4 protein-coding genes are annotated in these 7413 nt (G+C 39.8%); 2 read left to right on the plus strand and 2 right to left on the minus strand.

The annotated features are described in order from the left end of the window. Positions 1-60: 60 nt before the first annotated feature. Positions 61-1656 (plus strand): MobA/MobL family protein, encoded by a 1596-nt coding sequence (locus ACT3QP_RS13560; protein ID WP_443216008.1) that lies wholly within the window; start codon positions 61-63, stop codon positions 1654-1656. A 22-nt stretch (positions 1657-1678) separates the two neighbouring features. Here ACT3QP_RS13560 and ACT3QP_RS13565 read toward each other — a convergent pair whose 3' ends face one another. Both ACT3QP_RS13565 and ACT3QP_RS13570 read right to left on the minus strand, forming a co-directional pair. Continuing rightward, the gene (locus ACT3QP_RS13565) at positions 1679-2647 is read right to left on the minus strand and encodes a DNA-binding protein (RefSeq protein ID WP_443216007.1); all 969 of its coding nucleotides are present in this window, start codon (positions 2645-2647) and stop codon (positions 1679-1681) included. A 170-nt stretch (positions 2648-2817) separates the two neighbouring features. Then, a complete protein-coding gene (locus ACT3QP_RS13570) occupies positions 2818-5616 on the minus strand; it encodes a DNA methyltransferase (RefSeq protein WP_444525870.1) in 2799 nt (932 codons plus the stop codon). 429 nt (positions 5617-6045) lie between these two features. Between ACT3QP_RS13570 and ACT3QP_RS13575 the strand changes: the two genes are divergently transcribed. Further along, the gene (locus ACT3QP_RS13575) at positions 6046-7215 is read left to right on the plus strand and encodes a replication initiation protein (protein WP_443216009.1); all 1170 of its coding nucleotides are present in this window, start codon (positions 6046-6048) and stop codon (positions 7213-7215) included. The last annotated feature ends 198 nt before the right edge of the window (positions 7216-7413 follow it).

Below are 7413 nucleotides of genomic sequence, written 5' to 3' on the forward strand. Positions count from 1 at the left end.
ACATAAACGCGTTGGGGACACCCCAAACCCCAAAAAACCACCACCGCAGAGGCTCAAAAAATGGCTATCTTCCGAGCTGAAACCAAACATATCAGTAGATCAAAAGGGCAAAATGTTGTTGCCGCTGCTGCCTATCGAGCAGGCGAAAAGCTGACCGATACCAACAAACTTAACCCATCTGCTACCACTCACGACTACACCAAAAAGCATGGCGTATTAGCCAAAAGCATAATCTTACCCAGTGAGCTTTATGACCAAGGATTTTCGATCAATAGACAAGATCTATGGAGCAGTGTCGAACAACACGAAACTACTACTAGAAGCGTCAAGGGTAGCCGTTTAAAGCAGACGGCCAGACTAGCTCGCGAGTGGCTTTTATCGCTACCAAGCGAACTATCAGATGATGAAAACGAGCAACTAACCGCAGAGTTCACCCAGAAGCTAGCCAATGATTTAGGGGTGATTGGCGATTACTGTATTCATAAGCCAACCATTAACAACTATAAGCCTAAAGCCGATTATATCGAGTCGTATGACCCCGATACACAGAAACCCGAACTAACGAGGGTCAATGACGTAAAGGCGAGCGAACCCGACAACCGCAATATACACGCGCATATTATGTTTACGACACGCAAAGCCAAGCTAACCGCAGACGGTAAACTGTTGCTGGGCGAAAAGGCAGATAGCGAAAGGTCTGAGAAGTGGCGCAAAGATAATGGCATGGTTAACGGTGGCGACTATATCAAAGAAGTCCGCAGCATGTGGGCGGATATGGTCAATGAACGACTGGCACAACATGAAATAGCGCCCATTAGCCATAAATCTTATAAAGAGTTAGGGCTTGATATTATACCGCAGAAAAAAGAGGGTAAGAACGCCACAGCCCTTTCTAGATATGGAATTCAAACTGATGTAAGGAATGAAAACGATGTTATCAAAGAACGAAACCGAGCCGTTATTAAGTCAGCAGCAGATAGTTATATTACTGGCCACAATGAAGCAGCAGAGCGAGCAAATACAGCAGCAAACAAAGCAAACAAAGGAATGGATGCAGCTGATAAATGGCTACGCAAAGCAAATAGCTGGCTATCGAAATCAGCTCCAACCCCTTTTGACTCAAAACCAAGAATTACTGAGCTTAACGAGCAAACAATCATCTTTGATAGACTCGCAGAACGAGCAAATACAGTCCTTAGTAAGCCGCCTAGAGAACTTATAGAGCAAGCGATACAGAAGTACAATAGTATGCACGGTTTCGGAAAATGGGAGGCATACATACAGAAAAGTGACTGGGGTAGCGGTGGCATAATGCCAAACCCTGAGCCTGACCCAAAAGACGATTTCAATCAAAGACAACTGGATATAATCGACAACATCACCCAACACCTTATAGGCATAGATGATGACCGTGTAAATAACAAGGTGCTACGTGAAAGCCTTTCACAGAGCGACAATGAGCGTATTTTAACTTTGCTTACCAACCCTGAAAAAGAACAGTTGCAGTACGAACAGGCTGAGAAATATCGCACTGAGGATATGCCTGCTAATATTACGGATTCACATACTAAGCAAGAAGTAGAAACAGCAGTCGATCATGAGGAAAGTACCCTAGCACCACTCGCCCCACGTAATACGTACAGACCGAGCTTGTGAGTCTAACTTAGAGTGCCCTCGCTTAATCAGCATTCTGATTCTTATTTTGGTTTTGATAGGTAGCTAATTCGCTTTGAGTTTTTTCAAGTTCCGCTCGCAATGCCGTCACTTGTTCCTGCTCTGATAGGTAATTGTTTGATAACTCACTATACTTCTCATTTAATACTCTGTGTTCCACTTCAAGCTTAGCTTGTGTTTGAGTCAGTTGATCACTCTGTTCTGATAGCTTGTTACGCTCAGCAGTTATAGCCTTTAGCTCCCCTTTAACTTCTGCGGTCTTAGTCTGTATCTCATTGCGCTCAGCGGTTACTGTCTTTAACTCAGTCTTAGTATTTGCAAGCTCTGACTTCAAGCGCTCAATCTCTGCTTTATTACTGTCAGCTATAGTCTCAAGTTTAGTCACCTTAGATAAGTTAGCAGCCAAGTCTGCCGATGTCTTATCTAGTGCGCTGCGAACCTCTGCAAGCTGTGTCTGCGCGGTATCCGCTTTAATACGTTCAAGCTCTAGCTGATGCTCAGTAGCGTCTAACGTCTTTTTAAATGTGTCACGTTCAGCTTCGGTCTTCTCTAACTTTGTAGCTGCCGTCTCTGCGGTCGCCGTCACCTCGTCCAGTTGCCCTAATAAATCAGACTGTTCACCTTCTAAGGTCTTAACCGCTTCTTGCGCCTCGTCCGTTTCAGCTTGTGCTTTAACCTTGATTGCATCTAAAGCCTCACGCTCTTTGACCAACCGATCATTAGCCATATTAATAGCTGTCTGCCACACGTCTGCCCCTAGAGACTGTAAACGCTCGTTGATACCGCTTGGCAAGTCCACCTGTCTTAGTTGTTCTTCCTCTCTATTATCCTGCCGCCATGATTTCATAGCCTCACTGATAGTCGTAAACGAACCACCGCCTAGCGCCTTACGCACTTCTGCTAGAGTCGGCTTAATGCCTTGATCTTGTAACTGGTCAGCGATTGCATGAATCTGCTGAATATTGATCGCCATGACGGTCATCCTTTATTTTGTATGGTTAAATACGTATCTTTTGTATTATATGTATGTAGTATAATACAATATACAACATACTACAACGTACAATATAAAAAAACCCCAAGATATCTTGAGGTGATTTAATTGATACAACTACATTATATTTTGGCCATTGTTAGAAAATATCAAATATCAGCAATTCTCTTTAGTAAGAACTCAACTCGACTGGCATCGTCGCCTTTACCCTTGTAGCCATAAGCTCTATCTACTGCTTTATCAAGGGCGATGTGCGCTTTGGTTAACTCAGGGTAAGGATCAATCATATAGGTGTTGTATAGTTTAGCTAAGCTAGGTGAGTCCTCGCTAACATCTTGATATAGCTTACGAGCATCTAAAACTGCTTGGGCTGCCTCAGCTATCTTACCCCGAGCTTTGGTTGCTATGTCGCTGTCATCTTGCGCCATTAATGGGTACATAAAGTTGTTATAAACTATTGTATTTGAATAACGTAAACTACTTCCTAAACGACCAGCCACTAGATGTATAAAAGCGTTATGCATACTGCTAGATAACGTACCAAAATGGTATAAGCTAGCATTTAACAAGCTAAAAGCCGCATCTCCACAGATTGTATTACTATCCAGAAAACCGACTGGACTATACTTTCTGTTTTCTGAAGTTACCCTAGGTATAAGTAAGTAATTACCTTCTTTAGGTTGTCTTTTTTCTCCAAATAGATGAGGGGAAGAAGCCAATTCTTGAGTTGTTTTTTTCGTACTATTACTACGCATTGTTTTGACATTCTCAAGGCGCTGCCTAATCATTGGCATTTCAGCTAAGTCTTTGTTTAATATAACTGGATCACAATCCTCAAACCACAAACACCAACGTTCAATGTTATTTAGAAACTCTTGAGACCCTAAAAATGGTTTCAAGTATTTTTTTGACAAAGGTTCTTTGCTTATTAATTCATCATATTCTTCTTTAGACAATAACAAATTACCACCATCTGTAGGCTGACTACCTTTAATCATAAGGTATTCATTGGATATTTGTTTTTTTGTCCTATCAAAAAATACCAGTGCCCCATCAATTAAATAACCATTTATCGTTTTTGCTTTCTTCGGTATAGGTTCACCAGAGATATGCTCGTAGTTAAATATAGTTTTCTCTTTATGATCAACAGTTGAATAACCAACGATAACGCATTGCACAGCTGCCACGCCCTTACCTTCATTTGTCCACTTAAAGGTATGATGGGCAAAATTAATGTATCCGCCACAATCTTTAAGCAAATACTGCCAAAGTAATGCTACATGCTCTCCTTGTACAATAGAGTTAGTTGATACAAAAGCAGTCTCAATATGGTGATTTTCTTTAGTTACTGCTTGCATATAATGCATAGCCTTAACATACCACCCTGCTACATAGTCCAAGGACTTATGTTTTTTTACACTGCTAGCAGCAGAAACCATATCTGCTTTTTGACTCTTATTTTGATAGGCATATCCAACAAAAGGTGGATTACCCATTACAAAATCGCACTCATTGGCTGCTAGAACGTCCTCCCAGTCAATTTGTAAGGCATTACCCTCGGTAATGTGTGGACTATAAACAATGGGAGTTGTGGGGCGTGTAGTTCCAAACAGCTCCGCAGTGGCTTGGTTTAACTGATGATCAGTGATCCACATTGCTACCCTTGCGATATGAGCTGCGTGTGGTTCAATCTCGATGCCATAAAACTGCTCAACGGTGACTTTACACATACTACTAATATCAAGCAGCCCTCTTTGTTCACCGTAAATCTGTGCGATTAGCTGATTTTCTAACAGGCGCAACTCGCGGTAAGCAATGATTAGGAAGTTGCCACAGCCACAAGCTGGATCAAAGAATTTTAATGTAGGAAGTTTTTCATAGAGTTTTAGTGCTCTTGGCTTATCTTTGGCGCACTTTGAGAACTCATCGCGCAGATCATTTAAAAACAGCGAGTTAATTACCTTTAAAATATTTTTTTCACTGGTGTAATGAGCACCAAACTCACGGCGCTTGTCGTCACTGGTAGCGCTATCGTCTATATCTAGTACGCTTTGAAACATTGAGCCAAAGATAGCAGGGCTGATCTCGCTCCAATCAAGATTGTTACACTGAACGACTAGGTTGTATAGGTTTTCATCAAAATAAGGGATACGGATTGACTGAGAGAATAGGTCACCATTGATATAAGCAAAGGCAGCATAGCTTTCAGGTAAACGGCTAGAGCGATCTCTTGTATTTAGAGTATCAAACAGCGTGGTAAATACTTCATTGAGATTGCTACCGTCACTTCTTGCCTCATTTTTCAGCAACCCATCTAACAGATTTTTTTGCCCAAAAATGCCGGTATCATCGGCAAAAAAACAAAAGATCAGGCGAGTTAAGAATAATGCTAATTCATCGGCATTAACCCCATCGGAGATAAACGCTTGATGTAACTTAGCGACCATTTCAGTTGCTTGACGGTTAATCGGGTTTTCTTCAACGATTTCAGCCATTGCCGCATTTGGTGCTAAGAAGTCCAACCATTCAGCATTTTTAGGGAGATCAGCAAGCGGACACTTGTATTCTTTAATATTTAAAGGGTTTTCAATATCGAATAGCCATAACTCATCGAAGTTAGACAGCACAATATATCTTGGCTTGTCTGCTGCGCTTAGGCGCTCATAGTATTTACTGACTTGGTTATAGGCTTTATTGAGATCAATACCACGACTTTTTTGCTCAATCATTACCAGCTTAGGAATAAAGGCATCTACATATTTTTGTGACTTATCATCTTTTAAGCGATGTTCAAATGCTTTTGACTGTACTTGACCAGATACACCATAAGCGTTAAATATCTGTGTCCAAAAGTTCTGACTTTGACCTCTTTCATATCCCTCAGCGTCTTTGTAGTCATGGATTATACGGTGTAACTGCTCACGAATATGCTGATAGTCTAAACTCATACTTTCTTACTGCCTCAATAGATTATTTTCAATACCAATTACTGTTCTTATAGTAAACGTGACTAATATACCGTAGTTCGTTTCTATAGGCATATATATACCAAGTGTATGTACTTATTTATAGTTTTATCCCTATTATCCTTATTTATCCACAGTCAAAAGTCTTTATTGATTTAATAAAGATTTAACAACTTTATACGCTTTTATACATTACGCTGTAAGCCATGTAGTACAAAGCTTTCAGACGATTTTTTTTTTCTATTATACGAAGAATAGGAACTGATAGTACGAAGAATACGCAGTGTTTTAACGAAATAGTACGAAGAATAGGAACTAATAGTACGAGTGCAAGGCAGTATTGTAAGAAAATAACTTTTGATTTTCTTACAATAGTGCTAGTATTACCTGAAATAGGATTTTGAGGTAATTATGGATAAGCAAAAAATATATAGCGTTGAGCCAGACAGAGTGCTAACCGACCCAGAAAGAGCTGAGCTTATACACTATATGCAAGAACTTCACGGTTTGGATGCAATTATAGAAATAAAAGAGCCTCTCAAAGCCCCAGATTTCGATTTTAAATACAAAGTGTCACCTATCTACCAAAATGAAGATAAAACGCCAAATATCGAAGATAAGGACGTTCTAGATGGTAAGTTGGACTATATTTATGGTGAAAATATGGTTGTTATGCAGAATAGGATGCTAAATGCGATTACTAACTTAGATACCAATGAACGGCGTTTAATGATGTATATGTCACATCTAGTACGAAAGGCTGTAGACATAGATGAACATCAACGTACATTTACCGTTAAGGCTACAGATTTTGCTAAAGAGTATGGTAAAAGCAACCCTACAGGATATAAGACACTAGAAAAAATAGCTGATAGTTTGCTTGAAAAAGCGTTCTGGTTCTGGGATTTCCAAGCGGATGATAAGAAATATAGGCGTGGTTCATCATGGGTTGCAGAGTGTGCTTATATTTCAGGTCAAGGCAAGATTGAGTTGACGTTGACGGAAACTGTAACGCAAATGCTGACAGTATTTGATAAAAGCCACCCATTTACTAAGTATGAGCGCCAAAGCATCGTTAATTTGGGGTCGTATGGTCTTATATTGTTCGAATTAATATCTAGTAACTTACACCTTAAAGGTAAGAAGAAAGCTTATACAGTTAAATATTTGCGAGAGAAGTTCAACTGTGAAGATAAATATAAAAGCATAAGTGATTTCAAGCAGTACGTATTGAAACCCGCTATTAAAGAGATCAAAGCGCAAACCACGTTAGATATATCTTTTACCCAAAATAAGGCAGGACGGGAAGTTACCGAGATAGTATTCGCCTTTAAAGATAGAGCGGCTAAGAGCAAAGAGATAGAAAAAATAGAACAGAAAAGCCGTTGTTTAACAGAAGCGCAGGCGAAGAAGTTTGATTTCAAACTGGCAGTCGAGCACGCATTGGTGGGAAATATGCCTGTCAAAACTACAGAGGAAGCTAAAATGATAATCAACAAAGAATTGCAGATGCCTGAGCATTATAAAAAATACCTACCCTACTTAATCAAATACGGTTTTACAGAGTCAGTAAAGCGGTAAAATTGTTACAAATATAATTATCTGAGTCTTTTAACCTCTTTTTAGAGCCTAAATTATCAAAATTAGAGTTTTTGTTTCAGGATTAGAGTTTTTAGCCTAATGCTTTTCCCACATATTAAAGATAGCAGACCCTCTGTCAAGAGCGCGGTTACGTAAACCTGTATATAATAGAGCTAACGCCCCATCATATACAGGTTT

Source organism: Psychrobacter sp. AOP7-B1-24, assembly GCF_052376215.1.
GTDB lineage: Bacteria > Pseudomonadota > Gammaproteobacteria > Pseudomonadales > Moraxellaceae > Psychrobacter.

Coding starts and splice junctions, on each gene's coding strand:
- ACT3QP_RS13560 (WP_443216008.1), top strand. CDS start 61: ATGGCTATCTTCCGAGCTGAAACCAAACATATCAGTAGATCAAAAGGG.
- ACT3QP_RS13565 (WP_443216007.1), bottom strand. CDS start 2,647: ATGGCGATCAATATTCAGCAGATTCATGCAATCGCTGACCAGTTACAA.
- ACT3QP_RS13570 (WP_444525870.1), bottom strand. CDS start 5,616: ATGAGTTTAGACTATCAGCATATTCGTGAGCAGTTACACCGTATAATC.
- ACT3QP_RS13575 (WP_443216009.1), top strand. CDS start 6,046: ATGGATAAGCAAAAAATATATAGCGTTGAGCCAGACAGAGTGCTAACC.